General features: G+C 76.3%; 22 protein-coding genes and 1 tRNA gene. 14 read left to right on the top strand and 9 right to left on the bottom strand.

Annotated features, from left to right (window positions below; translation table 11 throughout):
- Positions 1-135 precede the first annotated feature (135 nt).
- The 10 genes from HOY81_RS10975 (at position 136) to HOY81_RS10930 (ending at position 13134) form a co-directional block, all read left to right on the top strand.
- Positions 136-1128 (top strand): ABC transporter ATP-binding protein, encoded by a 993-nt coding sequence (locus HOY81_RS10975; RefSeq protein ID WP_237320089.1) that lies wholly within the window; start codon positions 136-138, stop codon positions 1126-1128.
- On the top strand, positions 1125-1973 hold the full coding sequence (locus tag HOY81_RS10970) for an ABC transporter permease (RefSeq protein ID WP_237320088.1): 849 nt from the start codon (positions 1125-1127) through the stop codon (positions 1971-1973). Before HOY81_RS10975 ends, HOY81_RS10970 begins: the two co-directional genes overlap by 4 nt.
- 142 nt (positions 1974-2115) lie before the next feature.
- A complete protein-coding gene (locus HOY81_RS10965; RefSeq protein WP_237320135.1) occupies positions 2116-3639 on the top strand; it encodes a sensor histidine kinase in 1524 nt (507 codons plus the stop codon).
- Positions 3640-3893: 254 nt separating this feature from the next.
- Positions 3894-4490 (top strand): response regulator transcription factor, encoded by a 597-nt coding sequence (locus tag HOY81_RS10960; protein WP_237320134.1) that lies wholly within the window; start codon positions 3894-3896, stop codon positions 4488-4490.
- Positions 4491-4648: 158 nt separating this feature from the next.
- A tRNA-Gly gene (locus HOY81_RS10955) sits at positions 4649-4721 on the top strand.
- A 121-nt stretch (positions 4722-4842) separates the two neighbouring features.
- The gene (purD, locus tag HOY81_RS10950; protein WP_237320087.1) at positions 4843-6144 is read left to right on the top strand and encodes a phosphoribosylamine--glycine ligase; all 1302 of its coding nucleotides are present in this window, start codon (positions 4843-4845) and stop codon (positions 6142-6144) included.
- Positions 6145-7079: 935 nt separating this feature from the next.
- Entirely contained in the window at positions 7080-9176 is a 2097-nt protein-coding gene (locus tag HOY81_RS10945) for a hypothetical protein (protein WP_237320086.1), read from the top strand.
- 229 nt (positions 9177-9405) lie between these two features.
- Entirely contained in the window at positions 9406-10905 is a 1500-nt protein-coding gene (locus HOY81_RS10940) for a N,N-dimethylformamidase beta subunit family domain-containing protein (protein WP_237320085.1), read from the top strand.
- Positions 10906-11170: 265 nt separating this feature from the next.
- Entirely contained in the window at positions 11171-12073 is a 903-nt protein-coding gene (locus tag HOY81_RS10935; RefSeq protein ID WP_237320084.1) for a phosphoribosylaminoimidazolesuccinocarboxamide synthase, read from the top strand.
- Positions 12074-12390: 317 nt separating this feature from the next.
- Complete coding sequence (locus tag HOY81_RS10930) at positions 12391-13134, top strand: SLATT domain-containing protein (protein WP_237320083.1); 744 nt, start codon at positions 12391-12393, stop codon at positions 13132-13134.
- A 57-nt stretch (positions 13135-13191) separates the two neighbouring features.
- Here HOY81_RS10930 and HOY81_RS10925 read toward each other — a convergent pair whose 3' ends face one another.
- The 4 genes from HOY81_RS10925 to HOY81_RS10910 all read right to left on the bottom strand — a co-directional run bounded on the left by HOY81_RS10925 (position 13192) and on the right by HOY81_RS10910 (position 16656).
- Positions 13192-13845 carry a hypothetical protein gene (locus tag HOY81_RS10925; RefSeq protein ID WP_237320082.1) on the bottom strand — a complete coding sequence of 218 codons (654 nt, stop codon included), beginning with the start codon at positions 13843-13845 and terminating at the stop codon, positions 13192-13194.
- Positions 13846-13994: 149 nt separating this feature from the next.
- Positions 13995-14666 (bottom strand): GntR family transcriptional regulator, encoded by a 672-nt coding sequence (locus HOY81_RS10920; protein ID WP_237320081.1) that lies wholly within the window; start codon positions 14664-14666, stop codon positions 13995-13997.
- 13 nt (positions 14667-14679) lie between these two features.
- Complete coding sequence (locus HOY81_RS10915; protein ID WP_237320080.1) at positions 14680-16224, bottom strand: aspartate aminotransferase family protein; 1545 nt, start codon at positions 16222-16224, stop codon at positions 14680-14682.
- 249 nt (positions 16225-16473) lie between these two features.
- Complete coding sequence (locus tag HOY81_RS10910; RefSeq protein WP_237320079.1) at positions 16474-16656, bottom strand: hypothetical protein; 183 nt, start codon at positions 16654-16656, stop codon at positions 16474-16476.
- 337 nt (positions 16657-16993) lie between these two features.
- On the opposite strand from HOY81_RS10910, the gene HOY81_RS10905 reads away from it, so the two are divergent.
- The 3 genes from HOY81_RS10905 (at position 16994) to HOY81_RS10895 (ending at position 20418) form a co-directional block, all read left to right on the top strand.
- Positions 16994-17641 (top strand): DJ-1/PfpI family protein, encoded by a 648-nt coding sequence (locus HOY81_RS10905; RefSeq protein ID WP_237320078.1) that lies wholly within the window; start codon positions 16994-16996, stop codon positions 17639-17641.
- 170 nt (positions 17642-17811) lie between these two features.
- On the top strand, positions 17812-18234 hold the full coding sequence (locus HOY81_RS10900; protein WP_237320133.1) for a MarR family winged helix-turn-helix transcriptional regulator: 423 nt from the start codon (positions 17812-17814) through the stop codon (positions 18232-18234).
- Between the two features lie 360 nt (positions 18235-18594).
- Complete coding sequence (locus HOY81_RS10895) at positions 18595-20418, top strand: DUF4328 domain-containing protein (RefSeq protein WP_237320077.1); 1824 nt, start codon at positions 18595-18597, stop codon at positions 20416-20418.
- A 30-nt stretch (positions 20419-20448) separates the two neighbouring features.
- Here the strand turns inward: HOY81_RS10895 and HOY81_RS10890 are convergent, their stop codons facing one another.
- The 5 genes from HOY81_RS10890 to HOY81_RS10870 all read right to left on the bottom strand — a co-directional run bounded on the left by HOY81_RS10890 (position 20449) and on the right by HOY81_RS10870 (position 25755).
- On the bottom strand, positions 20449-20988 hold the full coding sequence (locus HOY81_RS10890) for a GNAT family N-acetyltransferase (RefSeq protein ID WP_237320076.1): 540 nt from the start codon (positions 20986-20988) through the stop codon (positions 20449-20451).
- 299 nt (positions 20989-21287) lie between these two features.
- Entirely contained in the window at positions 21288-21914 is a 627-nt protein-coding gene (locus HOY81_RS10885) for a class F sortase (RefSeq protein WP_237320075.1), read from the bottom strand.
- The gene (locus HOY81_RS10880; protein ID WP_237320074.1) at positions 21911-22663 is read right to left on the bottom strand and encodes a hypothetical protein; all 753 of its coding nucleotides are present in this window, start codon (positions 22661-22663) and stop codon (positions 21911-21913) included. The genes HOY81_RS10885 and HOY81_RS10880 overlap by 4 nt, the downstream gene beginning before the upstream one ends.
- Before the next feature lie 387 nt (positions 22664-23050).
- A complete protein-coding gene (locus HOY81_RS10875) occupies positions 23051-24712 on the bottom strand; it encodes an ABC transporter permease (protein WP_237320073.1) in 1662 nt (553 codons plus the stop codon).
- Positions 24709-25755, bottom strand: a complete 1047-nt coding sequence (locus HOY81_RS10870; RefSeq protein ID WP_237320072.1) for an ABC transporter ATP-binding protein — start codon at positions 25753-25755, stop codon at positions 24709-24711. Before HOY81_RS10870 ends, HOY81_RS10875 begins: the two co-directional genes overlap by 4 nt.
- Before the next feature lie 409 nt (positions 25756-26164).
- On the opposite strand from HOY81_RS10870, the gene HOY81_RS10865 reads away from it, so the two are divergent.
- Positions 26165-26608, top strand: a complete 444-nt coding sequence (locus HOY81_RS10865) for a GbsR/MarR family transcriptional regulator (protein WP_237320132.1) — start codon at positions 26165-26167, stop codon at positions 26606-26608.
- Positions 26609-26912 lie beyond the last annotated feature (304 nt).

Below are 26912 nucleotides of genomic sequence, written 5' to 3'. Positions count from 1 at the left end.
GCCACCCGGCTCCGTGCCCCCGCGCCCCTCCCCTGTGCGCCCGCCCCGCTCTCCGGGGCCCGGATGACAAACGTCATCCGGGCCGATGACAGCCCGCACTGCACCGCCCCCACCCGGGACGGGACCCTGTAAGGCATGGATGTCATCGAGGTCGACAGGCTGGAACGCCGCTACGCGAAGGACTTCGCGGCCGTGCGCGGCATCTCCTTCACCGTGGCCGCCGGGGAGGTGTTCGCCCTGCTCGGCACCAACGGCGCGGGCAAGACCTCCACGGTGGAGGTGCTCGAGGGCCTGGCCCGCCCGAGCGGCGGCCGGGTCCGGGTGCTCGGCCACGACCCGTACGCCGAACGGGCGAAGGTGCGCCCGCGTACCGGCGTCATGCTCCAGGAGGGCGGCTTCCCCGCGGAGCTGACGGTGGGCGAGACCGCCCGCATGTGGGCCGGGTGCACCAGCGGCGCGCGGCCGGTGACCGAGGCCCTGGGCATGGTCGGGCTGGCGGGCCGGCGCGAGGACGTGCGGGTCAAGCAGCTCTCCGGCGGCGAGCGGCGCCGCCTCGATCTGGCGCTGGCCCTGGTCGGGCGGCCCGAGGTGCTCTTCCTGGACGAGCCCACCACCGGGCTGGACCCCGAGGGCCGCCGGGACACCTGGGACCTCGTACGGGAACTGCGGGACGGCGGCACGACCGTGCTGCTGACCACGCACTACCTGGAGGAGGCCGAGTACCTCGCCGACCGGCTGGCGATCATGCGCACCGGCCGGATCGTCGCCGCCGGCACCCCCGAGGAGGTGACCGCCACCCGCCCCTCCCGCATCCGCTTCACCCTGCCGGAGGACGTGCCGGCGTCCCGGCTGCCGCTCTCGGTCCCGGCGGCCGCGGACGGACGCCGGATCGAGGTGCGGGCCGAGCGGATGCAGGAGACCCTCACCGAGCTGCTGCTCTGGGCCCGCGAGCAGGACGTGGAGCTGGCCGGGCTGGACGCGCGGTCGCCCTCGCTGGAGGACGTCTTCCTGGAGATCGCCGGCGACACGGCCGGCCCGGAGGACCCCGACGTCCCGGACGCGTCCGGAAGCGGGCATACGGACGGCCCCACCGGCGGCACCCGCGACAGGAAGGAGGTCGCTGCATGAGCACGACGACCCTGCGCCGCGACGACGGCCCCGGCGACACCCCCGGACCCGAGGGCCCCGGGGGCGGCGCCGTCGCCCCCCGCACCACCGTCACCGGCCGGCTGCGCGCCCTGGGCCGCGCCGAGCTGACCCTGCTGGTGCGGAACCGGACCGCGCTCTTCTCCGCGCTGGTCATCCCGATCGCGCTCACCTTCGCCGTACGGTCCGTCGTCGCCGACATGGACCTGTCCGGCACCGGCCTCTCCACCGGCACGGTCCTGCTGCCCGGCGCGATCGGCTTTGTGCTGCTCTTCGCGGTCTACGCCAACCTCGTCGGCACCTACGTCGTCCGCCGCGAGGAGCTGGTCCTCAAGCGGCTGCGCACCGGCGAACCCGGCGACGCGGAGATCCTCGCCGGCGCGGCACTGCCCGCCGTCGTCATCGCCCTGGCGCAGTGCGTGCTGCTGGTCGTGGGCGGTGCCGCGCTGCTCGACCTGGCGGCCCCGGAGTCCCCGGAACTGCTGGTGCTCGGGCTGCTGCTCGGGCTCGCCTTCACCGCGATCGCGGCGGCGGCCACGGCGGCGTTCACCGGCTCCGCGGAGGGCGCGCAGCTCACGCCGATGCCGTTGATGATGGTGTCCTTCATCCTGTGCGGCGTCTTCGTGCCGCTGGATCTCCTCCCCGACGGGGTGGCCGCGGTCGCCGAGTGGCTGCCCGTCACCCCGGTCATGGAGCTGCTGCGCGGCGGCTGGACCGGCGGCACCGACGGCGGCGAGGCGCTGCAGGCACTCGGCGTGGCGGTGGCCTGGACGGCGCTGGCCGGGTGGGTCGTACGGAAGCGCTTCCGGTGGGAGCCTCGTCGTTGACATCCTCGTCGACGGCACGCCCGCCCGCGGCGGCAGCGCCGCGGGCGGCGGAGTGCCGGGCGGGGCGCCGGACGGCGGAGTGCCGGACGGCGCGGCGCCGGCCGGGGAGGCGGGACGCCGGAACGGAACGCGGAGCGTGAACATGATCGGTTGGGCACGGGCCAGGCGGCGGGCCTGGCGGGCCCGTTCCCGGCACGCACAGGTCGAGGCGTCCACCCGGTGGACCCTGCTGGCGGTGCCGTGGATCATGGCCTGCGCCGGGCTCCCGCAGGCCCTCTTCACGGCCCTGGACGGACCGGTGCCGCTGGCGCTCACCGCCGCGGCCGCCGCCTGCGCCGCGGCCATGTGCGCCGTCAGCACCCTGGCGCTCGCCCGCGGGCTGCGCAGCTACCTGGGCGACGGGCCGGTCCCCCGTACGGAGCTGATCACGCTGGCCGTGCTGCTGACGGCCCTCACCGCCGTCTCCGGCGCCCTGGTGGTCTCGACCGGCGCCGACGACCGGGTGGCGGCCTCGGCCCTGCTCTTCACCGGCGCCACCGCCTTCCTCTGCCCGTTCACCCTGGTGGCGCCACTGGTACGGGTGTGGCAGGTGCTGGGCGCCCTGCTGGCGGTGGTGGCGCTCACCCTCGGCCTGGCCGGGATGGGCTGGCAGGAGCTGCTGGGCGTGGGCACGCTGCTCGTCATCGGCGCGGCCGCGGTGGTGCTGACCGCACGCTGCTCCGGCTGGTACCTCGCAGTGCTGCGGGAACTCGACGTCGCCCGGGACGCCCAGGCCCGGCTGGCGGTCGCCGAGGAGCGGCTGCGGTTCGGGCGCGACATGCACGACGTGGTGGGGCGGAACCTGTCGGTCATCGCACTCAAGAGCGAGCTGGCGGTGCAGCTCGTGCGGCGCGGCTCGGAGGCGGCGGTGGACCAGATGGTGGAGGTGCAGCGGCTCGCCCGCGACTCGCAGCGCGAGGTGCGGGACGTCGTCCGCGGCTACCGCGAGGCCGACCTGCGCACCGAGCTGGCCGGCGCCCGCGGGGTCCTGGAGGCGGCCGGCATCTCCTGCCGTACGCACGGCACGGGGGACGGCCGGCCCGGAGAGGACTCCACAGCGGGCGGACGCCGGGACGCGGCGGAGGAGCTGCCGGACGCGGTGCGAGCGGCGCTGGGCTGGGTGGTCCGCGAGGGCACCACCAACGTGCTGCGGCACGCCGACGCCACCCACTGCACGGTGACCCTGCGGGCCGGCCCGCCCGCGGTGCTCACCATGGAGAACGACGGCGTACGGGCCGGCGCCCCCGGCGACGACACGCCCCGCGGCTCCGGCCTCGACGGCCTCCGCGAACGGCTCTCCGTCCTCGGCGGCACCCTGCACACCGGCCACCTCGCCGGCGACCGCTTCCGCCTCACCGCCGAGATCCCCCTCCCGGACGGCACAGCACGCGGGGCGCGCACCGTGGGCGCCGCGGCCGGGACGGCCGGGTCGGTACGCGCGACGGCCACCGGACAGGCCGCGGGGCCCGGGGAGCCCGCAGCGACGGGCGAGCCCGGGGCCGCCACGGTGCGGCCCGGTACCGGAGCACGACCGGGAGGCGGTCCGGACGACGGCACGGGAGGCGGTCCCGCAGCCGAGGACGGCGTGGACGAGGAGCCCGGCGCCGCACGGGGAGGCGCCCGGTGAGCGGCACCACCTCTGCGTGGGGCGAGCAGGGCCGGCCGGGACACCAGCGGCGGCCTCGCCCGACCGGCGGCGGAGCGGGGACGACGCCCGCGGCCCCCGCTCCCGGGGGACCGCCCGGCACCCGGCCGAGCACCGCGGGACCCGCGGCCACCGCAGACCCGGCGGGCCCGGCCCCGGCCACGACCGGGCCGGCGGACCCGGCGGCCTCCACCGGACCGGCGGCCCCCGCCGACCCCGCGCCCGGCCGCGTCCGGGTGCTGCTCGCCGACGACGAGCACCTGATCCGCGGCGCGCTCGCCGCCCTGCTCGCCCTCGAGGACGACCTGACCGTGGTCGCCGAGGCCGCCTCCGGCCCGGAGGCCCTGGCCATGGCCCGTGCCCACCGGCCCGAGGTGGCGGTGCTCGACCTCCAGATGCCGGGTGCGGACGGCGTCGCCGTGGCGGAGTCCCTCCGTACGGAGCTCCCGGGCTGCGCCACCATGATCGTGACCGGGCACGGCCGCCCCGGCCATCTCAAGCGGGCCCTCTCCGCCGGGGTGCGCGGCTTTGTCCCCAAGACGGTCTCCGCCCAGCACCTCGCCGAGATCATCCGTACGGTGCGTGCCGGCGGCCGCTACATCGACCCGGAGCTGGCCGCCGACGCGATCAGCACCGGCGACTCGCCGCTGACCGCCCGCGAGGCCGAGCTGCTGGAACTCGCGGCGGACGGGGCGCCCGTCGCGGAGATCGCCGAGCGCGCCTCCCTCGCTCCGGGGACCGTACGGAACTACCTCTCGGCGGCGGCCGCCAAGCTCGGCGCGGAGAACCGCCACGCGGCGGTCCGCCTGGCCCGCGAACGCGGCTGGCTCTGACCGCCGGGCCGGCCGGGCGGACCGGCGCCCCGGGGGGCGGCCGGCTGTGCGGGCGCGCGCCGGCCCGGTTGCGTGAGCGCGGTCACGTACGGGGGTGGCACGGGCCGCCCCGGAGCGTGGCTATACTGGACGCCGCACCGAGGGGTTCCCCGGTGCCTGCGGACGTAGCTCAGTTGGTAGAGCGCAACCTTGCCAAGGTTGAGGTCGCGAGTTCGAGCCTCGTCGTCCGCTCCGGAGCAGGGCCCCGTCCACGCGGACGGGGCCCTGTCGCGTACCGGTCCGGGCACCGGCCGCGTACCGGCCCGCGGACACCCGGCACGGCACTCCCGGGGCGCCGACTACCCTGCATCCCGTGAAGGTCCTCGTCATCGGCGGCGGCGCCCGCGAACACGCCCTGTGCCACGCCCTCTCCCTCGACCCCGACGTCACCGCGCTGCACTGCGCGCCCGGCAACGCCGGCATCGCGGAGGTGGCCACCCTGCACGCCGTCGACGCCCAGGACGGCGCGGCCGTCGCCGCACTGGCGACCGGGCTGGGCGCCGGGCTGGTGGTCGTCGGCCCGGAGGCGCCGCTGGTCGCCGGCGTCGCGGACGCCGTACGGGAGGCCGGCATCCCGGTCTTCGGGCCGTCCGCCGAGGCCGCGCGGCTGGAGGGCTCCAAGGCGTTCGCCAAGGAGGTCATGGCCTCCGCCGGGGTCCCCACGGCCCGCTCGTACGTCTGCACGACCGCCGAGGAGATCGACGCGGCGCTGGACGCCTTCGGACCTCCGTACGTCGTCAAGGACGACGGGCTCGCCGCAGGGAAGGGCGTCGTCGTCACCCCGGACGCCGAGGCGGCGCGGGAGCACGCGCGGACGTGCGGACGCGTGGTGATCGAGGAGTTCCTGGACGGGCCCGAGGTGTCGCTGTTCGCGGTCACCGACGGCCGGCACGTGGTGCCGCTCCAGCCCGCGCAGGACTTCAAGCGCGCGTACGACGGGGACGAGGGCCCCAACACCGGCGGCATGGGCGCGTACTCGCCGCTGCCCTGGGCCGACCCGAAGCTGGTCGAGGAGATCGAGCAGACCGTCCTGCGGCCCACCGTGGACGAGCTGCGCCGCCGCGGCACGCCCTTCTCCGGTCTGCTCTACGCGGGGCTCGCCCTCACCTCGCGCGGCGTGCGGGTGATCGAGTTCAACGCGCGCTTCGGCGACCCGGAGACCCAGGCCGTACTGGCCCGGCTCCGTACGCCCCTGAGCGGCCTGCTCCACGCGGCGGCGACCGGGCGGCTGGCGGAGTTCCCGCCGCTGCGGTGGGCGGACGGCGCGGCCGTCACCGTGGTCGTCGCCGCGCACGGCTACCCCGCCGCGCCGCGCACCGGCGACCCCGTCGAAGGGCTGGACGCGGTGGCGGCGCAGGACGCCCCGCACGCGTACGTGCTGCACGCGGGCACCAAGCGGGATGCGGACGGGCGCATCGTCAGCGCGGGCGGCCGGGTGCTGTCCGTCACCGCGACCGGCGACGACCTGACGACCGCCCGGGAGCGGGCGTACGAGGCCGTCGGCCGCCTCCACCTGGAGGGCTCCCACCACCGCCGCGACATCGCCGCCCGCGCGGCGCTCGACGCGGCCGCCTCCGAAGGCCGCGCCGACACCTCCGCCGACGAGGCGGTGTAGGACCGCCGACCACCGGGGGTGAGGCGGGGCTGCCGACCACCGGGGGGCGGTCGGCCACGTCACGCGGCGGGTGGGCCGGAAAGGGAAGCGGCTCGGGGCGTGCGGTCGTGGCCGGGTGCGGGCTGTCCCTGGCCGAGGTCACTGCTTGGCGGGCTACGAGGGGAGGAGTGCCTTGCTGGGGCGCGCTCATGCTGCGGGCGCGGGTGGCCTGGTCGGCCGGGGTTCACCCGTCTGTGACGGGGCCGGGCGGCGGGGCGGTCGGCAGCCGGTGACGGGGGTGCCCTGGCGGGCTGCTGCCGCGCTGTGCTTGCGGTTTCGTCTTCTCGCTCCGCTCGTGTCACGCCGGTGGCAGTGCGGGGTTCGTCTGCGGGCCGTTCCGGAGTGGGGGTGCGTGCGGCCCGGGTCGTGCCGGAGGTCCGGTGGGGCGGGTCGAGCCGGGCGGGGGTGCGGGCGGTTGCAGGAGGGGGCGCATCCGCGCGCCCCGCACCCGGCAACACACCCGCCACCACCCCGGCCGCGACCCCGCGCCCACCTCCACATGACGCGCGTGCGGACACCCGGCACCGGGCCGCCCCGCGCGCGGCCCCGACGCCCGGCACCCGACATCCGGCACCAGGACGGCAGGCCACCCGGCGCACCCATGGAACAGGGACGGCGCGCGGCCGTCGTCATGCGCCGGGCATAAGGGGACACCCGTATCACCACCCCCCGACGCAACAGCTCTCCCCAAAGCCATTCCATCGAGTGACCGGCCCGCTGAGCGACTGACGGGCCCGACAAGCCCAACTAGGGTTCCGCGCAAGCCGTATCCAGCCTGTACCAACTGCTCCGTCGACTGGCCCAGCGCACATTGCAGGGTCAGTACGCGGTGTCACAGTGGGGGAGTACGACGCGGGCCTCCGCGCCGGTCCCAGTCGCCCGGGGGTGATCAGCACGTGCCGAGTCCACAGAAGGCCGCCGCCCAAGGGGCGCCCTCCGCACGCGCGCATGCCCTCGCGGTGCTGCGGATACGCGGGGCGGCGCTGGCCGTCGCGCTGCTGCCGGCAGCCGTGGCGGTCGTCCTGTTCGCCGCCGAGGCCACGGGGCGCACGGGGAGCGCGTGGGACGGCGTCCGCTGGGGCGTGACGGGGCTCGCGGTGCTGACACTGGCGATCGCGGGACTGGTCGCCCGGGTGATCGCGCGGGCCCGCCCCGCCGTGACCCCGACCGTACCGCTCGAGCGCGCGGACGCCCCCGATCTCTACACCCTGGTCCGGGACCTGGCCGACCGGCTGGACGTGCCCGTGCCCTCGGCGATAGCCCTCACCCCGGACTGCGACAGCTGGCTGGAGGACCGTACGCATCCCGCGCAGGGCGCGGGCGGCGCCGGGGCCGACGGTCGGGGCGGAACTCCCGGAACTCCCGGAACGCCCGGCGCAGCCGGCGTGCGGCCGCCCGACCAGCGCGGCTCCGCGCGCCCCGGCGCCGGTGCCCGGAGCGGGCGCGCCGCCCCGTCCGGCCGTCAGCGGGCGGACGAGGCTCCGGTACTGGTCATAGGATCGCCCTTTCTCTGGTGGATGCGCATAGCCGAGCTGCGGGCCCTGCTGGCGCCCGTGGTGGCGGGCACCGGGCCGTCGGCCCACCCGGACATAGCGGCGGCCCGTCGCTTCGTGCGCGGCCTGGACGCGACGGTGGCGGTGGCCGAGCGCGCCCGGGTGCCGGGCACCCGCGCCTCCCGCGGCCGGGGCCGGCGAGCCGTGCTCCTCTTCTCCGGCCGGCTCGCCCGGTTGATGCTCCGGAACTGCGGGCCGCACGCCGTCGAGATGGAGCGCGGGGTCGCCGCCGCCGCGGCGGACCGCGCCCAGCACGTGGACCGCGGCCTGCGGACGGCCGCGCAGGAGCAGGTCGGCCTGGCGTACGCGGGCTGGGACCGGCTGCTGACCAGGGTGGCGCTGCCCGCGTGGCGCACGGGCCGCTGGCCGTCCCGGCTGGACGCCGGGGTCGTCGCCGCGCTGACCGAACTCTCCCGGCGGGACCGGCTGGCCGAGGGCTTCGCATCCCGGCTCGGCGAACGCCCCGCCTGCGACCTGCTGGAGGAGCCCGGCAAGGTCGACGCCTCGGTCTCGTTGCTCGCCGCCCGCCTCTTCCACGGCGATCCGCACGAGCGCGGCGCCGAGTGGGCCCCGGTGGACTGGACGGCGTACCCGGAGGAGGTCGTCGACCGGATCTGGCGTACGGAGGCGGCACGGCTCTTCGAGGCGCTGGACACGCTGGACGCGTCCACCTCGCCCGTGCTCGCGGCGCCGGTCCCGGAGGGCGGGGGCGGTCGCGGCACCCCGGACGGGCACCGCCCGGACGACGGGGGCGTCCCGCACGGCATGAGTGACCCGAACGACCCGAACGGCCCGGGCGGCCCCGGCGAGCGCGCGGAGCACGGTGCCGGCCACGGCAGCCGCCTCCACCCCGATCCCGGCGATCACGGAGCCGCCCCCGGCAGCGACTCCGGCGGCGACTCCGGTGTCGGTCCCGGCCCCACCGGCCGCGACGGCGGCGCGGAGGCCCGCCCGGCGCAGCGGCGGCGTTCCGAGGAGACCTTCGGCGGGGCGACGCTCGGGCGGGTGCTGGAGCGGCTGGCCGGTGACGGGCACGACGGCGAGACCGTCGCGGCCCGCATCGGTGCGGCGGTGGCCCGCGAGGACGCCGAGCGGGACACGGCCTCGGCCGCGCTCGCCGCGGGCGGCGGGGAGTCGCCGGCGCCGGCGACCGGTGGGGTGCCGTCGCCGATGGGCCTGCCGCTGCGGCCGCCCCGGACCGGACGCGAGTTGATGGCCGATCACGTGACGGCCGCGGTCTGCTGTGCCGCGGTGGACACCGCGGGTGCCACCCCGGGGCTGGACTGGCTGGACGGGCCGGCGCTGCTGGTCGACGGTGAGCGGGTCGCGGACCTGGCCGGGCCGGTGCTCGAGCTGGTCGAGGGCGCCGACCCGGAGCCGCTGCGCGACTGGCTCACCACTCGCGGGATCCGCGCGGACAAGCCGATCCGTCTGGTGTAGGCGCCCGTACCGACGATGGCCGGGCGTGCCCCGGCGCACGGTGCCGCCACCGAGCGCCGCGTCGTGGGGCGCCCGCCCCGGGGCGGAGGGGGCGGCCACGGAGGGCGCACGCGGCGCGCGTGTCGGCGACTCCTGGCCATTTTCACGACGAACAGTGACAACCCGCTCGCTTTATGTGATGTGCTGGGTTCATGACCCCGGGCCGACGTACGGGAGGGGTGCCGGAGACATGGTGACCGAGCAGATCCAGCGCTGGGAGTCCGGCGCTCTCGCCCATGCGGTGACGGACCCCTTCGGGCAGGGCCCGCTCCCCTGGCTGCGGGGCAGTGAGAACTACTTCGAGAACGGCCGCGTCGTTCCCTGGTACGTCGAGTCCGCCCCGGGGCAGGCGGAGCCCGCGCCGGGCCTGCTGGCCCGCCCGCGCCGCCCCGGCGGTTCCGGTCCGCGCACCGCGGACGACGTGCACCGCCAGATCAAGGGGTTCGCGGCGGACGGCGGCAGCGCCGCCCCCGGCGAGTCGATCGACTTCCGCATCACCGTCAACCCCCCGCAGCCCTTCGGCGTGGACGTCTACCGCATCGGGCACTACGCCGGCGAGGGCGCCACCAAGATCACCACCAGTCCCCGGCTCTCCGGCATCGTGCAGCCCGAGCCGCTCACCGCCGAACGCACCGTCTCCTGTCACCACTGGTGGCTCTCCTGGCGCCTGCAGATCCCCGACTACTGGTCCACGGGCGCCCATGTCGCCGTGCTGACCACGGCGGACGGGCACCGCTCGCACATCCCCTTCACGGTCCGCGACCGCGACCCGGCCGACCTGCTGCTCGTCCTGCCGGACGTCACCTGGCAGGCGTACAACCTCTTCCCGGAGGACGGCCGCACCGGCGCCAGCCTCTACCACGCCTGGGACGGCCAGGGCCGGCTGCTGGGCGAGGAGGACGCCGCCACGTCGGTCTCCTTCGACCGCCCGTACGCGGGCGCGGGCCTGCCGCTGCACGTCGGGCACGCCTACGACTTCATCCGCTGGGCGGAGCGGTACGGATACGACCTGGCCTACGCCGACGCCCGCGACCTGCACTCGGGCCGGGTGGACCCGACGTGCTACCGCGGCCTGGTCTTCCCCGGGCACGACGAGTACTGGTCCCCGGCGATGCGCCGGGCCGTGGAGAAGGCGCAGGCGTCCGGCACCGCGCTGGTCTTCCTCTCCGCCAACTCGGTCTACTGGCGGGTCGAGCTGCGCCCGCTGCCCGGCGGGGCCTCCGATCTGCTGCTGACCTGCCGAAAACGCAGGGGCGGCGGACGCGCCGCCCTCTGGCGGGAGCAGGGCGAGCCGGAGCAGCAGCTCCTCGGGGTGCAGTACGCGGGCCAGGTGCCCGAACCGCATCCGCTGGTGGTGCGCAACGCCGGCCACTGGCTCTGGGAGTCCACCGGCGCCGGGGAGGGCGACGAGCTGCCGGGCCTGGTCGCCGGCGAGGCCGACCGCTACTTCCCCCGTACGCCGCTCCCCCCGCACACCGAACGCATCCTCCTGGCCCACTCCCCCTACGAGGACGGCGGCGGCGCCCGGCGCCACCAGGAGACCTCGCTCTACCGCGCGCCCAGCGGCGCGCTCGTCTTCGCCTCCGGGACCTTCGCCTGGTCTCCCGCGCTGGACCGGCCCGGGCACATCGACCCGCGGGTCCAGCGTGCGACGGCCAACCTTCTCGACCGCATCTGCAAGGACGGCTGACGGCACCGTCCCCGCCGCGCCCCGCACCGCCCCGCACCGACGGCCGCCATCCCCGCCTCCGCGCCGTTCCCTTTCCGCCTCCGCGCCGGTCTCCGCGCGTCCCATGGCCGCCCCCACGACGGTCTCCGCGCGCGTCTCCGGGTGCCTGGCCGCGCTGCCGCTCCCGTCGGCCGCCGCCGGGTCGCCGCGCCCCGCGCGACCCCGGCGGGCCGCCCCCGCGCGGGTGCAGGAGAATCGGGAGACACCGCCGACCACAGGAGTGAGCGTGTCCGGATTCGTCGAGAAGCCCGAGCCGGTGCAGGTGCCGGGGCTGGTGCACCTGCACACCGGCAAGGTGCGCGATCTCTACCAGAACGAGGCCGGTGACCTGGTCATGGTCGCAAGCGACCGGATCTCCGCATACGACTGGGTGCTGCCGACCGGGATCCCGGACAAGGGCCGCATTCTCACCCGGCTCTCCCTCTGGTGGTTCGACCAGCTCGCCGACCTGGTGCCGAACCATGTGCTCTCCGCCGAGCCGCCGGCCGGCGCGCCCGCGGACTGGGCGGGCCGCACCCTGGTGTGCCGCTCGCTGCGCATGGTGCCGGTGGAGTGCGTGGCGCGCGGCTATCTGACGGGCTCCGGGCTGGTGGAGTACGAGCAGTCCCGTACGGTCTGCGGGCTGGCCCTGCCGGAAGGACTGGAGGACGGCTCCGAGCTGCCCGCGCCGATCTTCACTCCGGCCACCAAGGCGGAGGTCGGCGAGCACGACGAGAACGTCAGCTACGAGGAGGTCGCCCGCCGGGTCGGTGCGGAGACCGCCGCCCAGCTCCGGCAGGCGACACTGGCGATCTACCACCGGGCCCGGGACGTCGCCCGGGAGCGCGGCATCGTGCTGGCCGACACCAAGTTCGAGTTCGGTTTCGACGCGGAGGAGCGCCTGGTCCTCGCCGACGAGGTGCTGACGCCGGACTCCTCGCGGTTCTGGCCCGCCGACGCGTGGCGGCCGGGCCGCCCGCAGCCGTCCTTCGACAAGCAGTACGTCCGGGACTGGCTCTCCGGACCGGAGTCCGGCTGGGACCGGCGCGGCGAGGAGCCGCCGCCCGAGCTGCCCGCCGAGGTCGTGGAGCGGACCCGGGAGAAGTACGCGGAGGCGTACCGGCTGCTGACGGGCACCGCCTTCGACTGAGCTTCCCCGGCGGCCCCCGTGCCCGCCGGGCGGCCCCCGAGCGGCCCGGGCCTTCCCAGGGCGTCCCCGAGCGGCCCCCGGCCGTCGCAGGGCGCTCAGGGCGTCCCCGAGCGGCACCCCCGGGCACCCCGGCCACGCCCGCCCGCGGCACTCGTTCGGGTGAGCCGGCGCGTCGTCCACACCGTGCCCGCCACCCCTCGTACGAGCGCTCTTGCCGACCCCGGGCCGCGGCACTCCCCCGCCTGGCGGTATGAAGGGGACCTCACGGATGTCCGTGGCCGTCATGTCCGCCTGTCGCAGCGTAGGGAGTGGGAAGGGTGAGCCAGCCGGAGATGCGGCCGGAGGAGGCCTCGAAGAACGGGCCTCCGGGCAGCGGTCCCCGTGGGGACCTGCTGGGCCGCGGCTTTCCGCTCGGGGACTGGGGCGAGCCCGCGGCGCGTCTGGACGAGCTCTACCGCTGGGTGGAGCAGGGGGCGTTGCAGGTGATCGCCTGGTACTTCGCCGACCGGAAGGGCAAGCGGCGCGCCGCGCGGGCGCTGCGTGCCGGCACGGCCGCGGGGGTGGCGACGGGCGCGGTGCTGCCGCTGCTGGACCTGACGGGCGCGTTCGGCGCCTCGCTGACGCCCTGGGGCTTCGTGGGGCTGCTGGGCGCGGTGCTCTGCGCGGGCTGCGACCGCTGGTTCGGGCTGACGTCGGGCTGGATGCGCGACGTCGCCACCGCGCAGGCCGTGCAGCGCCGGCTGGAGGCCCTGCAGTACGACTGGGCCGCCGAGTCCGTGCGGGAGATCCTCGGCCCGGCGGAGGGCACCGCCAGCGAGGCCGCCGAGCGGTGCCTGGGGGTGCTGCGGCGCTTCTCCGAGGACGTCACCGAGCTGGTCCGGGCGGAGACCACCGACTGGATGGTGGAGTTCCGTTCCTCCCCGGCGCCGCTGCGGGTGCAGACCAACGGCGCGGCGGGCAGCGCACGGGGCGAGGGGCTGCCGGCGGCGTTCCGTACGCCGTTCGCGCCGGGCGCCCGCCCCAGCATGCCGCGCCAGCGGCCGCCGGAGGGCCCGCGCTGAGGTTTCCCGGGCGTTCCCGGGCCCCCGCCGGCAGCGGCGCGGGCCCGGCGGGCGCCGTCAGCTGAACACGATCATCGAGCCCTGGGCGAGGCTGCGGGTCGCGGCCGCGTGCAGGCCGAGCCAGACGTGGCGTTCCCGCGCGTAGGGGCCGTCGCCGTGGTCGACCGGCGTGGTCGCGGGCTCCTCCAGTTCGGTGGGGCCGGGCGGCGGGGCCGGGGCGGGCGGCGGGTTGCCGGGGTCGATGCCGAGCACCGGCGCGACCGCCTCGAGTTCCCGGAGCAGGCCGTGGCTGGAGCCCAGCGGGCCGCCGCCCTCGAGGAGTTCTTCGTCGGCCAGCGGCACGGCGAAGTCCACCGGCACATAGGCGCCCGCGTGGTCGTAGTGCCAGACGAGGTGCGATTCCTGCGCCGTCGACTCGAACATCTCCAGCAGTTGTTCGTAGTCGCCGCCCAGGCCCTCCGCGGGTGTCACCTCCAGGCCGCACCGCTGGAGCAGGTACGCGCGACGCAGCAGGTGGAGGGCGTCGTAGTCGAAGCCGGCGGCGGGCGCGACGTCGCCGGAGAGGCCGGGCACGTAGCCGTAGACCGGGACGGTGGGCAGCCCGGCCCCGGTCAGCGCCCGGTCGTACGTCGCGAGCTCTTCGGCGAAGGGGTTGTCGGGGCTGTGGCACAACACGTCGACCAGCGGGACCAGCCAGAGGTCACAGGCCAAGAGGGTGCTCCAATGCGGGGGACGGTCCGGTTCGGCCAGCGTAGCGGCGGCCCCCGGGAGCCCGCCTCCCCGCGCCGCCGCGCGTGCCACCCCGGCACCGCGCCCGCGCGCGTACGCCCGCTCGTCCGTCCCGCACGCCGGGCGCGGGGTCACTCCGGGCCCGAGGCGAGCTTCCCCACCAGGGAGAGGGCGTGGTCGTTGTAGCCCGCGACGATCCGTTCCGCGGTGCGCACGTCGCGGCGCTCCACGGCGTCCACCAGTTCCCGGTGCCCGGACCACAGCTCGCCCGCCAGGCTCTCCGCCCGGCGGAGATACGGCACCGCGAAGGCCCAGCTCTGCACGCGCACCCGGTCCAGGAAGTCGCGGACGTACGCGTTGCGGATGACCTCGCCCAACTCCCGCCAGTACCGCAGGTCGTAGCCGATCAGCACGTCCAGGTCCCCGGCGAGCGCGGCTCCCGCCGAGGCGTCGGCGCGGCGGCGCACGGAGGCCAGCGCGGCCGGATCGGGGGCGTGGACCAGCCCGTTCCCCGGCGTCACGCGGCGGAAGACGCCCTCCATCAGCAGGGAGCGCACCTCGATCATGGCCCGGAAGTCGTCCATGGTGAACTCGTGCACCCGGAAGCCGCGGTGCTGTTCCACGTCCAGCAGCCCCTGGGCCGCGAGGTCGACGAGCGCCTCGCGCACGGGCGTGGCGGAGACGCCGTACTGCTCGGCGATCTCCTTGACCGTGAAGTCGCGTCCGGTCGGCAGCCGTCCGGCCAGGATCTCGTCCCGGAGCGCCGCGGCGATCTGGGCGCGCAGCGTGCTGCGCCGTATCACGGGCCGCGTCCCGTCAGCGTCCGCGGCCGGGGCCCGCGGCCCCGGAGGTGCCGGAGCCCCGGGAGCTCCCGGAGACGGTGTGGGCGTCGGCGACCGTGAGGGCCGCGTCGAGGGCGGCCAGGCCCTCCTTCGCCTCGGCCTCGGTGAGGGTGCACGGCGGCACCACATGGGTGCGGTTCATGTTGACGAAGGGCCACAGGCCGCGCTCCTTGCAGGCGGCCGCGAACTCGGCCATGGGCCGGTTCTCGTCCCCGGAGGCGTTGTACGGCACCAGCGGCTCCCGCGTCTCCCGGTCCCGTACGAGGTCCAGCGCCCAGAAGACGCCCACCCCGCGGACCTCGCCGACCGAGGGGTGACGGGCGGCGAGTTCGCGCAGGCCGGGGCCGAGCACGGTGTCGCCGAGCCGGGCGGCGTGCTCCACGATGCCCTCCTCGGCCATGGCCTCCAGCGTGGCGACGGCCGAGGCGCAGGCAAGCGGGTGCCCGGAGTAGGTGAGGCCGCCGGGGTAGGGGCGCCGCTCGAAGGTCTCGGCGACGGCCCCGGATATGGCGACGCCGCCCAGCGGCACATAGCCGGAGTTGACGCCCTTGGCGAAGGTCAGCAGGTCGGGCGTGACGTCGTAGAGGTCGCAGGCGAACCAGGTGCCGGTGCGCCCGAAGCCGGACATCACCTCGTCGAGCACCAGGAGGATGCCGTACCGGTCGCAGATCTCCCGGACGCCCGGCAGGTAGCCGGGCGGCGGCAGGAGCACGCCCGCGGTGCCGACGACGGTCTCCAGGACGATCGCGGCGAGGGTCTCCGGGCCCTCGAAGCGGATCGTCTCCTCCAGGTGTGCCAGCGCCCGCTCGCACTCCTCGGCCTCGGTGGCGGCGTGGAAGTGGGAGCGGTAGAGGTGCGGCCCGAAGAAGCGGACCACTCCGGCGGAGCCGGTGTCGGAGGCCCAGCGGCGGGGGTCGCCGGTGAGGTTGATCGCGGCGGCGGTGGCGCCGTGGTAGGAGCGGTAGGCGGAGAGGACCTTGGGGCGGCCGGTGTGGACGCGGGCCATGCGCACCGCGTTCTCCACGGCCTCGGCACCGCCGTTGGTGAAGAAGATCTTGTCGAGGTCGCCGGGGGTGCGGGCGGCGATCAGCCGGGCGGCCTCGGCGCGCACGTCGACGGCGAAGCCGGGCGCCAGGGTGCAGAGCCGGCCGGCCTGCTCCTGGATCGCGGCGACGACCTTGGGGTGCTGGTGGCCGATGTTGGTGTTGACGAGCTGGGAGGCGAAGTCGAGATAGCGGTTGCCGTCGTGGTCCCAGAAGTGGGAGCCCTCGGCGCCGGCGACCGGCAGCGGGTCGATCAGGCCCTGCGCGGACCAGGAGTGGAAGACGTGGGCCCGGTCCGCGGCCTTCAGGGCGTCGCGGGCGGCCGGGTCGCCCGGCCCGGCGCCCAGCGGGACGGCCGGCAGCGAAGCGGGGGCGCTCCCGGGGGCGGCCGACGGGTCCCCGGAGGGGGCACTCGCGGGGGCGCTCGCGGGCGTCGCAGGCGCGGTGGCGGGGCGGCTGTCGTCGTGGCGGGTCATCCGTGTCTCACCTCTCGGTCGGACCGATCGCCTCCACCTCCCCGGTAGGCGTCGGGCATCCCCACAGCCTAGGGACCGGGAGCGGCGGCGTCCTCCGTGCGGCCCGGGTTGTGGCATGTGCCATCGGGGGCTCCGTCCCGTACGGGCCCGTCTGTGACCGAGCCGCCACGGAGGGTCCGGCGGGGGAGGTCGACGGGCGACGGGCGAGGGTGCGTCGGCCCGGGCACCGTGTCGTGCGCGGTGGCGCGTTCAGTCGTTGACCACGTGGGAGAAGGAGGCGTGCTCCAGCACGTCCTCCAGGGGGTCGTCGATCTGACCGGTGTGGATGAGGGCGACGCGCGGGGCGTTGTGCGAACCGCGGTGGGTCTCGTCGGCGTACGCCGGGGCCGCGCCGCCGGCCGCCGCGGCCGGCACGACCGCCGCGAGCACCACGAGGGCCGCCCGCCACCCGGTCGCGGCCCTCCGGCTCCCGGCTCCCGGCCGTCCGGCCTTCCGGCTCCTGGTCTTCCGTCCGCTGCCGTCCACGTGCGTCCCTCTCGTGCCGTGCCGTGCGTGCCACGTACGCGGCACCGCTCCTCAGCGTGATCATCGACTGGTCGGGCCATCGGGTCACGGCCCGCTGCCAGATGATCATTCATCGGGACCGGTATTCCTCCCCGCGGGCGACGCCGGAAGGCGTCGCATGGACACTTTTGACAGCACACTTGACAGCACGCTGTCTTATGGACAGCATATTGTCATACTGCTTCATGGGCGAGAGGAGCCCGTCATGACCGTGCATCTGGCGCTCTACGACACCTTCGCGGACTACGAGTACGGCCACGTGGCGGCCCACCTGCCCGGCGGCGTGACCACCGTCGGGCCGACCCGCGAGCCCGTCACCAGCAAGGCCGGACTCCGCATCACCCCGGACCTGGCCCTGGCGGAGCTCCGGCCGGAGGACAGCGCGATGCTGATCCTCCCCGGCGCCGACCTCTGGTTCGGTGACGCGCTGGCCCCGTTCGCCCGCACGGCACGGGCGTTCCTGGCGGCGGGCGTGCCGGTCGCGGCGATCTGCGGGGCCACGTACGGCCTGGCCGCCGAGGGCCTGCTCGACGACCGCGACCACACCAGCGCGGCCCCGGAGTACCTGGCGATGTCCGGGTACGGCGGCGCCGCGCGCTACCGCGACGCGGACGCCGTCACCGACGGCGACCTCATCACCGCCGGGCCGACCGCCCCGATCGCCTTCGCCCGGGAGGTCTTCGCCCGGCTCGGGACCTTCCCGCCGGAGGTGCTGGACGCCTGGTACCGGCTGTTCCGGGACGCGGACCCGGAGGCGTACGCGGTCTTCGCCGCGGCACAGGAGGCCCCGCACGGCGGGGAGGAGCCGGCGGCGCAGCCCCCGGAGGCCGCCGAGAGGGCGGCACGGGCGTGACGGGCATGACGGGATCCGGGCAGCAGGGCACCGGTACCCACAGCGCGGCCCCGGGCGGGGACACCCGCAGCGGCGCCGGCGACCGCACGGGCGCCGAGCGGCCCCGTACGGGACCCGGCGCCGGGGAGCGGGCCGGCCGCCGGGCGCAGGAACTACTCAGCGGGTCCGCGCTGACCACCTTCCGGCTGAACGCGCAGTTCCTCTCCGTCGCCGAGACGCTGGCCCGCCCCGCCGGGCTGACCGCCGCCTGGTGGCAGGTGCTCGGCGCCGTGCTGCGCACGCCGCTGCCCGTCTCCGGCATCGCCCGCACCATGGGCATCACCCGGCAGAGCGTGCAGCGCATCGCCGACCTGCTGGTCGACCGCGGGCTGGCGGCGTACGAGCCGAACCCGGCGCACCGCCGTGCCAAGCTGCTCGCCCCCACCGAGGAGGGGCGCGCCGCGATCGCCCGTATCCACCCGCAGCACGCGGAGTTCGCCGCCCGGCTGGCGGAGGAGCTGGGCGGGGAGGAGGAGTTCGCCCGCGTGCTGGACGCGCTGGAACGCGTCTCGGGCGCCCTGGACGCCCTCGCCCCGGACCCGCCGGCCCGCTGACGGGCCGTGCCCCCGCCCGGACGTGCTCCGGGGCGCCGGGGCCCCTGGGCAGCCGCACGGGACCGCCTCACCGACCGCACTCCGGGCGCCCGGCCCCGGGCCGCCCGGGCCGCCCCCCGGCGGCAGGCACGCACGTCGCCCGGTCGCCGGGGCGTACCCCGCCGGGCCGGCCTGCCGCCCGTCTCCCCGCCAGGCGCACGGTGCTCCCCGGGTCCCTTCGCCGCGCAGCCGGCCCCCCTTCCGGGACGCCACGGGTAACGGAACCGACTCGGCCCCGGCGCCCGTCGCCACCGCGGGGCCGCGGCACCCGTATCCTCGTGGCGGTCGATGCACGGGGGCGCGTTCGGGGGAGGTCGGCAGATGGAGAGGCTGAGCAGCGAGGATCCCCGCTGGACAGGCGGTTACCGCCTGCTGGGCAGGCTGGGCGAGGGCGGCATGGGCCGCGTCTACCTCGCCCGCTCCGAGCGCGGCCGTACGGTCGCCGTCAAGGTCGTCAAGGGGGAGCTGGCCCGGCACCCCGACTTCCGCCGCCGCTTCACCCAGGAGATCGTCGCGGCCCGCCGGGTGGGCGGGGACTGGACGGCGCCCGTGCTGGACGCCGACACGCAGGCCGCCGAGCCCTGGGTCGCCACCGGGTACATCGCCGGCCCGTCCCTCGCCCAGGTCGTCGACGACGACTACGGCCCGCTGCCCGAGCACTCCGTACGGGCCCTCGCCACCGGCCTGGTCCGGGCGCTCTCCGCCATCCACGGCGCCGGGCTGATCCACCGCGACCTCAAACCGTCCAACATCCTGCTGACCTTCGACGGCCCCCGGGTCATCGACTTCGGCATCGCCCGCGCCGCGGACGCCGCGATGCAGTCCTCCGGCGGCCTCACCAGCACCGGAGCGGTCATCGGCTCCCCGGGCTTCATGTCGCCCGAACAGGTGCGCGGCGAGCCCGTCACCCCGGCCAGCGACGTCTTCTGCCTCGGCGCGGTGCTGGCGTACGCCGCCACCGGGCGGATGCCGTTCGGCACGGCGGACAGCGGGGTGCACGCGCTGATGTTCCGCGTCGCCGAGGAGGAGCCGGACCTCACCGGCCTCTCCGGACCCCTGTACGCACTCGTCTCGGCGTGCCTCGCGAAGCGCGCGGATCAGCGGCCCGACCTGCCCACGCTGACCGCACGCACCCACGGCGAGATCTCCGGCACCTGGCTGCCCGGCGAGGTGCTGGCGCAACTCGGTCGGCACGCCGTGCAGTTGCTGGACAGCGAGGACCCGGAGGCGCAGGCGGCGGCCTTCGGAGCACCGGGCACCGGAGCACCCTCCACCCCGCCGCCGGCGGTACCGCCCGGGCCTCCGTCCACCCCGCCGCCAGGCGGCCCCGGGGCACCGGCACACAGCACCCCGTACGGCTACCCGCAGTCGGCGACCGCCTGGCAGCCTGTGCCCGGCCCACCGGCCCCGCAGACCGGCTACCAGCCGCCCTCCGCGTACCACGCGCCGCTGCCCCACCCCGGCGGGCCGCCACCCCGGCCGCCCCGCACCGCACGGCCCGTCGCCACCGTCACCTGGGCGCTGCTGGCTGCCGTGCTGGCCCTGCTGACCATCGACCTGATCTTCAGCATCAGCGCGTACGAGGCCCTGGACGACAGCTCCGCGCACTTCTCCCCGCGCTTCGACGCGGACTACGGCGACCTGCGCTCCACCTCGGAGGCCCTGCGCAGCCTCGGCACCCTGCTGGGGCTGGGCACCATCGCCGCCTGGGTGGCGTGGTTCTGGCGGGTGCGGACGAACGCCGAGGCGTTCGCACCCGGCCGGGTACGGCACGCGCCGGGCATGGCCGTCGGCGCCTGGTTCATCCCGGTCGCCGCGCTCTTCCTGCCCAAGCAGATCGCCAACGACGTCTGGCAGGCCAGCGCCCCCGGCTCCGCCACCGGCGGCTGGTACGGGCCGCGCCCTCCCGGCGCCCGGCGCGGGCTGCTCAACGGCTGGTGGACCACGCTGCTCTGCTTCGGCGGGCTGCTGAGCATGCTGCTCACGGAGACCTGGTACGAGTCGGGCAGCATCGACGACGCCCAGGGCTGGCTGGCGCTCTCCGTCTTCTGCGACCTCCTCGGCATCCCGGCCGCCATCCTCGCCATCGTCATCGTCCTCCGCCTCACCCGCTGGCAGGACGACCGCCTCGCCGGCCGCCTCTGACCGCCCCCGCGGACCCGGCGCGCGCCGGGATCACGCGGAGGGGCGGAGCTCCATCTCGTACTCGTCGCCGACGACCCGGGTGCGGCGGAAGCCGGCCTTGCGGTAGAAGCCCTGGGCGCGGGCGTTGTCCTCGTGGACGAACAGCCGTACCCGGCTCACGCCCTCCCTGGCCCGGGCCCACCCGACGGCGGCCCGGAACAGCTCCGGCGCCACCCGGCCGCCCCGGTACCCCTCGCGCACGAAGACGCCGACGAGGTGGGCCTGGCGCTGCGCCACGCGCTCCCCGAGGAAGTCCTCCGTGCCGGGCTCCTCCACCAGCACGGTCACCGAGCCCGCCCAGTCGCCCCGGGGTCCCTCGGCCACGAACTGCCGGTTGAGCCCCCCTTCGGCGCACCGCGCGGCGCGGTCCTTCCAGAAGTCGTCGGGGTGGGTCTCGGCCTGCTCGTAGGTCTCCAGGAAGGCGAGGGGAGCCACCGGGTCCTGCAGCGCCGCCAGGCGGAGTTCCTTCACGGCAGGCCAGTCGTCCACCCGCACCGGACGGATCACATACGCGTCGCTCATCCCGCTCATCATTCGGTGACGCCCGGCGTTCCGGCAACCGGATTGCGCTGCGCGAGGCGTTCGCTCGGGAGAGAGCGCGCCGCTCCGGCCGGACCGGTCACGGATGCGTCCCCGCGGCTTCCGGGGCGCAGCCCTCCGTGCCGGCGCAGGACGTGCCGTCCCGTCCTCCGCCGGTAGTGCGTCAGACCCCGCCCCTGCCGCCACGACGACCGCCCCCGACACGACCACCGGAATGCCGCGGAGACGCCCACCACGAGCAGGCGGTAACCGGCGGAACCACGGTCCGGTGCGGTGGAAGCGGCGCGGGGTCAGGTGCCGGTGGTGGCGGCCAGGTGGGCGAAGACCACGATGTTCTGGCCGTCGCCGCGGGCCACCAGGCGCAACGTGGGCTGCGCCGTGTCGCGGTAGATCAGCCGCTCGATGGACGGGGTCGACTCGGCGAACTGCTGCACCGCGTCGATCGCGAACCGCGCCGTGACCCCGTCCTCGCGTACGACGGACACCAGCGCGCCGGGCCGTACCCCGCCGAGCCCGGCGAACGCCGAGGGCCCGGCCCCCGACTCCAGATGCCCGCCGAGGACCGCGGGCCCCGCCTCACCGGGCGCGGGGCCGGCGCGGTCCCAGGCGATCTGCATGACCCGGCCGCGCGGCGGGGCCGGCGGGCTGCCGTCGGGCCTGCGCATGGCCTCGACGATGCCGGCGTCGATCCCCGTGCCGGCGATCCGCAGGCGGGCCGGGGCCGAACGGGGCAGGGGCTCGGCGCGGCCCGCGGCACCGCCGGGGCGGTCGTCCTCGGCGGCGGCGCTCGCGGTGGCGTCTGCGGTGCCGTCCGGGACGAGCTGGCTGAGGAGGACGGCGAGCAGCGTCGCGCACACCACCCAGCCTGCCTCCAGCCGGCGGCCGTAGAAGGAGAGACGCTGGTGACGGGTGGTCATCGCCGCACCGCCCGGCGGGCCCGCGCGGTCAGCAGGTAGCCGGCGAGGGCCGCGGTGGCCAGGCCGCCGCTGAAGGCGAGCGCGACGTTGCCGGCGCTGCTGCCCCGGGGGGCCGCCGCCTCGTGCCGCGACTGCGGGGGCGCGTGGCCGGAACTGCCGTCCGTACGGCCGCCGCCGTCCGCCTCGGGGGCGACGTCGGCGCGGCGGCCCGGGCGGTCGCCGGGAGCACCGGCCTCGCCCGGGCGGCCCTCCGTGTGCTGCCCGGGGTGGACGAAGCTGGAGGTCAGCGACTCACCGGCGCTGCAGTTGGCGGTGACGACATAGCGCCGCCCGGGCCGGAGTCCCGGCTTGACGGTGGCCCGGGCGACGGCGGCGTCCCCGGCCGGGCGGAGCTTCACCACGGAGGCGAAGGCCGGCGAGGCCACGGTGCCGTCACCCGCCGTCTCGCAGTCCGCGCGGATGCCGACGGTGACCCCGGCCGCCCCGGCCTTGGGGGTGAGCGCGATGCCGTCACCGGGCCGGTCGCCGTCGTCCGGCGGGGCCTCGGCGGCACCGGCTGCGGGAGTGGCCGGGGCTCCGGGCGGTACGGCCTTCGGCGGCACGGCCTCCCGCGGGGCGGCGGCCACCGCGGTGCCGGGCGCGGTGACGCCGGGAGCCACGCCCGCGGCGCAGCCCAGCGCGAGCACCGCGGCGGCTCCCGCGGCGAGCCGACGGACACGGAGGGGAGCCGTGTGCGTACGCGAGGTCATGTCCCCATGCGAGCAGCGTCGCGGGGTGGGCGCACTTCCGGCGCCTCCGCCCGGGTGGGGCCCTCCGCCGTCCGGGGCACGATCCGCCCGCCCCACGCGCGGGGTACGCCCGCCCGCACGGGAGGCTGACGCCGTTCCGCCCGTCCTGCGGGCGGAACGCGGGTACGGCCTCGCGGGGTGGCGCCCCGCGCGGCAGCAGGCCCCGAGCCCCGCGAGGGCACACGGTGAGACCCGGGGGGCCGTGCGGGGCCGGGAGGCGGAAGCCGTACCCGGCCGGCCCGTCGTCCGGCGCTCCGCAGGCCACGGGCCGCACACCGCGCACCGCAGGCCCGTGCCCCGTGCCACCGTGTCCGGCGGCACGGGACCGGTTTCCGGTGCGTTACGGGACTACTTGGTCTCCAGGTCGCGCCGGCGGAAGCCCGCGAGCCCGAGGGCGACCAGGCCCGCCGCCACAGCGGTGAGCAGCAGCAGCGGCGTCCAGCGCAGGTCCTCGGCCGGGAGCTGCGGCACGTGCCCGAAGGGCGAGAGGTTGCTCATCCAGCCCGGGAAGCTGAGGAGCTGCCCCAGATAGCCGACCACGAACGCGTACACCGGCAGCAGCCAGGCCGCCGGGGCGGCCCGCGGCACCCAGCCGTAGAGCGCCACCGCGGCGCCCGCGGTCACCCAGAGGGCGGGCGCGTAGACGAGGGCGCCGACGAGCAGGTCGGGAAGGAACCCTTCGTCGCCGGTCGCGGAGGCGCCCAGCACTCCGAAGCCCAGGCCGGCCGCGGCCAGCACCAGCACCCCGCCGGCCGTCGCGACGACCAGGTGGCTGCCGACCCAGCGCGCCCGGGAGAGGGCCGTGGAGAGCAGCGGCTCCGCCCGTCCGGCGGACTCCTCGGCGCGCGGCCGCAGCGTGGCCAGCACGACGTGCACGGAGGCGACGACGGCCAGCACGATCATCACCGTGGAGGCGAAGGACTCGGCGATGGTGGCGCCGCCGAGCTGCTGCACGGCCTCCCGGAGCTCCGCGATGTCCTCGATCATGTCTTCGACGTCGCCGAGGATCGACCCGTACATCGCCCCCATCACGAACAGCCCGGCGCAGAAGCCGAAGAGCATGCCACGGTGCAGCCGCAGCGCGAAGCCGAGCGGCTGGAGCAGGCTGTTCGTCGCGGTGGCGCGCCCCTGCCGGGTGGCACGGAGCCCCGCGCCGACGTCGCGGCGGGTGCTCAGCACGTACGCCGTCGCCGTCAGCGCGGCCGCGAAGGCGAGGGCGAGCAGCAGCGGCCACCAGCGGTCGTCCACGTAGACGTAGGTGCGCTGCGCCCAGCCGATCGGGGAGAGCCAGGAGAGCACGCCGCTGCCCACGTCGCCTGCCGCGCGCAGTGCGTAGGCGACGCCGATGACGGCGAGGGCCATGCCGGAGGCGCCGCGCGAGTGGCCCGTGATCTGCACGGTGACGGCGGCGACGGCGGCGAAGACCAGGCCGGTCACGGTGTGCGCGGCGCCGTAGAGCAGCGAGCCGCTCCAGGTGATGCCGGAGCCGCCGGCGCCGCCGAGCCCGAGGGCGAGCAGCAGCCCGAGCAGGACGTTGGTCAGGGCGGCGGTGGCGAGGGCGGCGGTGAGGTGCGCGTGCCGCCCGACGACCGCGGCGCGGACCAGCTCGGCCCGCCCGGTCTCCTCCTCGGCCCGGGTGTGCCGGGCGATCATGAGCACGCTCATCAGGCCCACCAGCACGACGACGAAGCCGAGCATCTGGTGGCCCATCATCGAGCCGTAGTTGTAGTCGTCGAGGTAGCGGCCGGGGCCGCTCATGGCGAGCCCGGCGGGACTGTCGAGGGTCTCGGCGGTGGAGGCGCGGTCCTCGGCGTCCGGGTAGCTCTGCTTGAGGCTGGACAGCGTGGAGAGGGTGCCGAGGAAGAGCGCGAGCACCCAGACGGGGATGCGGATGCGGTCCCGCCGCAGGTTGAAGCGGAGCAGGGTGCCGGTACCGGCCAGTGCGTCGCCGCCGCGCGGGCGCGCGGCGGCCGCCGGGCGGGTGGTGGGGGGTGTGGCGGTCGTCGTCATGACACCCCTCCGCCGGAGGTGCCGGAGGTGCCGGAGTCTCCCGGGGCGCCGGTCGCGGTCCGCGCCGGCGCCGCGCCGCCGGGCACGGGGATTCCCGCGGGTGTGTCGCCGGCACCGGCGCCGGAGGCGCCGTTGGGCCCGATGACGTCGCCGTAGTGACGGAGCATCAGCTCCTCCAGCGTCGGCGGGTGGCTGGTCAGACCGCGGATACCGAAGCCGGTCAGGGTCCGCACGGCCGCGTCCAGGTGGGCGCCGTCCACGGCGAACCGCACCCGGCCGTCCTCGTGCCGCACGTCGTGCACGCCGGTCAGCTCGTCCAGGCCGGTGACCGGGCGCTCGGTCTCGGCCTCGATGGTCGTACGGGTCAGGTGCCGCATCTCGCTGAGCGTGCCGGACTGCACGACCTCGCCGAGCCGGACGATGCTGACCCGGTCGCAGAGCTTCTCGACCTGGGCGAGGATGTGGCTGGAGAGCAGGACCGTCCGGCCGGCCTCCTTGGCCTGGACGATCACGTCCTGGAACACGACCTCCATCAGCGGGTCCAGACCGGCCGTCGGCTCGTCCAGGAGCAGCAGTTCGGCGTCGGAGGCGAGGGCGGCGACGATGGCGACCTTCTGCCGGTTGCCCTTGGAGTAGGTACGGCCCTTCTTGGTCGGATCGAGGTCGAAGCGCTCGATCAGCTCGTCGCGGCGCCGCTTGTCCACGCCGCCCGCGCCGCCGCGCAGCCGGGACAGCAGGTCGATCGCCTCGCCGCCGGTGAGGTTGGGCCAGAGCTCGACGTCCCCGGGGACGTAGGCGAGCCGCCGGTGCAGCTCGACGGCGTCGTGCCAGGGATCGCGGCCGAGGACGCGGGCGGTGCCGGCGTCGGCCCGGAGCAGGCCGAGGAGTACCCGGATGGTGGTGGACTTGCCGGCGCCGTTGGGCCCCAGGAAGCCGTGCACCTCCCCCGTCTCGACGTCGAGGTCGAGCCCGTCCAGTGCGCGTGTCCGGCCGAAGGTCTTGACGAGGCCGGAGACGGAGATGGCGTTGCTTGCCGTGGTCATGCTTCCGAAGGTACTTTAGTTTCAGAAATTTGTGAAGTTAAGGAAACGTCAGGATCATCGGAAGAGTGGGGCCGTCAGCGTGCGGGTCGCGAGCCGACGAGGCAGAGAGGGCAGAGATGGCGGGGACAGCAGCGATACGGGCCACGGGCCCGCAGGACGAGAGCGCGGCACCGCGGGAGTACGGAGCGGGGTGGATGTGACCGAGAGGAACGAGCGCGAGCAGGGCCACGGCACCGGGGCGGCCGGGGCCGCTGAGGCGGCTGAGGCGGCCGGAAGGGCCGGCGCCCCGGGGGCGGGCCCGGCTGCGGGCGCCCCTGGGGCGGACGAGACGCGCGCAGAGACCCCGGACACGGCGTCCCCGGGAGGCGGGGGTCCCGGGGACGCGTACGCGGCGCGGGTCTCCCCCTTCGTGGAGCGGTTCGCCGCGGACCTGACGGAGGGCGGCATGCAGCGCATGGCGTCCCGTGTCTTCGCCTGCCTGCTCGCCTCGGAGAGCGGCGCGCTGAGCTCCAAGGAACTCGCCGAGCGCCTCCAGGTCAGCCCCGCCGCGATCTCCGGCGCCGTGCGGTACCTCTCCCAGGTACGGATGGTCAGCCGGGAGCGCACGCCCGGCTCCCGGCGCGACCTGTACCGGGTACACCCGGACATCTGGTACGAGGCCTTCACCGACCGGGACCGGATGCTCGACCGCTGGGCGGACACCCTCGCGGCCGGGGCGGAGGCGCTGGGCACGGACACCCCGGCCGGCCGGCGGCTCGAGGAGACACGGGACTTCTTCCAGTTCATGCAGGGCGAGCTGGCGGAGCTGCTGGACCGCTGGCGCAAGCACCGCGCGGAACGCTACGGCGAGTGAGCCGCGGCACGGGGCGTGCGGGACGGCGTGCGTGGGCCGCACGTGCCCGACGCTCGTGCGAGCGGACGGCTCACACCCGGGGGCGGACGGGGGCGGCAGGGTCGCGCCTGTGGCGGGAGGCATCGCGCACGCAGGGGCCGGAGGCCCCCGTGAGCGCTCCGTTGCGGCAGGTGGGCGGCTGACGCGACCGCCTGGTTACGGTCACTGCTTGGCGGGCTACGAGGGGAGGGGTGCCTCGCTGGGGCGCGCTCATGCTGCGGGCGCGGGTGGCCTGGTCGGCCGGCGTTCACCCGCCTGTGACGGG

The sequence above is a fragment of the Streptomyces sp. JJ36 genome, from assembly GCF_021696945.1.
Taxonomy (GTDB): domain Bacteria; phylum Actinomycetota; class Actinomycetes; order Streptomycetales; family Streptomycetaceae; genus Streptomyces.
Note: the sequence above shows the minus strand (reverse complement) of the source record. Positions and strands in the feature narration are given on the sequence as shown.

Excerpts from the sequence above, each read along its gene's own strand:
- HOY81_RS10940 (WP_237320085.1), top strand. The coding sequence starts at position 9,406 with ATGGTGACCGAGCAGATCCAGCGCTGGGAGTCCGGCGCTCTCGCCCAT.
- HOY81_RS10870 (WP_237320072.1), bottom strand. The coding sequence starts at position 25,755 with ATGACCACGGCAAGCAACGCCATCTCCGTCTCCGGCCTCGTCAAGACC.
- HOY81_RS10970 (WP_237320088.1), top strand. The coding sequence starts at position 1,125 with ATGAGCACGACGACCCTGCGCCGCGACGACGGCCCCGGCGACACCCCC.
- HOY81_RS10875 (WP_237320073.1), bottom strand. The coding sequence starts at position 24,712 with ATGACGACGACCGCCACACCCCCCACCACCCGCCCGGCGGCCGCCGCG.
- HOY81_RS10905 (WP_237320078.1), top strand. The coding sequence starts at position 16,994 with ATGACCGTGCATCTGGCGCTCTACGACACCTTCGCGGACTACGAGTAC.
- HOY81_RS10975 (WP_237320089.1), top strand. The coding sequence starts at position 136 with ATGGATGTCATCGAGGTCGACAGGCTGGAACGCCGCTACGCGAAGGAC.
- HOY81_RS10965 (WP_237320135.1), top strand. The coding sequence starts at position 2,116 with ATGATCGGTTGGGCACGGGCCAGGCGGCGGGCCTGGCGGGCCCGTTCC.
- HOY81_RS10915 (WP_237320080.1), bottom strand. The coding sequence starts at position 16,224 with ATGACCCGCCACGACGACAGCCGCCCCGCCACCGCGCCTGCGACGCCC.
- HOY81_RS10885 (WP_237320075.1), bottom strand. The coding sequence starts at position 21,914 with ATGACCACCCGTCACCAGCGTCTCTCCTTCTACGGCCGCCGGCTGGAG.
- HOY81_RS10895 (WP_237320077.1), top strand. The coding sequence starts at position 18,595 with ATGGAGAGGCTGAGCAGCGAGGATCCCCGCTGGACAGGCGGTTACCGC.
- HOY81_RS10880 (WP_237320074.1), bottom strand. The coding sequence starts at position 22,663 with ATGACCTCGCGTACGCACACGGCTCCCCTCCGTGTCCGTCGGCTCGCC.
- HOY81_RS10890 (WP_237320076.1), bottom strand. The coding sequence starts at position 20,988 with ATGAGCGGGATGAGCGACGCGTATGTGATCCGTCCGGTGCGGGTGGAC.